Below are 1,193 nucleotides of genomic sequence, written 5' to 3'. Positions count from 1 at the left end.
CCATTACAGGCATACATACCATAAGATTCACGGTAATTTACAACTATCCAATACGCATACATTTTAGCGACAGCATAAGGCGAGCGAGGATGGAATGGTGTGGTTTCTTTTTGTGGTATTTCTTGTACTTCACCATACAGTTCCGAAGTTGAAGCTTGGTAGAACTTTGTTTTCTTCTCTAGTCCTAAAAATCGGATTGCTTCTAACAAGCGTAACGTTCCTATTGCATCAACATCAGCAGTATATTCAGGGCATTCAAACGATACAGCCACGTGCGATTGGGCACCTAAGTTATATACTTCATCAGGTTGTACATCTTTTATAATACGCGTTAAGTTGGATGAGTCGGTTAAATCGCCGTAGTGTAAAAAAAAGTTTTGATTCTTCTCATGGTTATCTTGGTAAATATGATCAACACGTTCAGTATTTAATGATGAAGCACGGCGTTTAATACCATGAACTTCGTAACCTTTCTCTAAAAGTAATTCAGCAAGATATGAACCATCTTGACCTGTTACACCAGTGATTAACGCAACTTTGGTTTTACTCATTATCAATTCCTTTATTTACTTTCGATGATATTGCATCATTTTATTTAGCGATATCAAATTTATATATTTATATGCTTCTATTACAGTTTTCTAATATTTTCCAAACACTGAGTTACACATTGTTTTGCTAGTATGTGATCAACTCCTTCTGCATAACAGCGTAATTCAGGAGCATTTCCTGAAGGTCGAAAATGAACGATACTGCCATCTACTAACGTAATTCTTAAGCCATCGGTTTCATCTACACTGTGGATGCTGACATTATTGAATCTCAAACGAGTTAAAAATTTTACAGGATCGAGCTTCCCTAGACCGAGAATAGCTAGACTTTTTTCAGTAGCAAAATTTTGAATGCGATCACTGTATGTAAAACGTTGTGGGAGTGTATTTACTAATGTTGAAATACTTCCTTCACCTGCCGCGGCCAATAGCATAATGGCTGGCAGTATCGCATCACGAGTGGGTAATTCTTTTAATAACTGCCCATTGACTTGTACATCGCTACCCAATAAAAAACCGCCATTTGCTTCAAAGCCTGCAACTGAATTAAATTGCTTCTTTAAATTTGCAAATTCAGCTATTACATAAGGAGAGCCAATTTTCGTTCTTTCAACGTGTTTAAATTTTTTACTTCTCTCAATT

At 36.4% G+C, this 1,193-nt stretch carries 1 protein-coding gene and 1 pseudogene; both read right to left on the bottom strand.

What is annotated here, in order from left to right:
• Window positions 1-551 (bottom strand): GDP-mannose 4,6-dehydratase (locus H5202_RS22880; RefSeq protein ID WP_182774037.1); only part of this gene is annotated, 551 nt, incomplete at its 3' end.
• 80 nt (window positions 552-631) lie between these two features.
• Window positions 632-1,193, bottom strand: a pseudogene (locus tag H5202_RS22875) (phosphomannomutase); the annotation flags it as partial.

It is taken from the genome of Shewanella sp. SG41-4 (assembly GCF_014164505.1).
GTDB lineage: Bacteria > Pseudomonadota > Gammaproteobacteria > Enterobacterales > Shewanellaceae > Shewanella.
The sequence above is the reverse complement of the archived record's forward strand: the minus strand, read 5'-3'. Positions and strand labels throughout refer to the sequence as shown.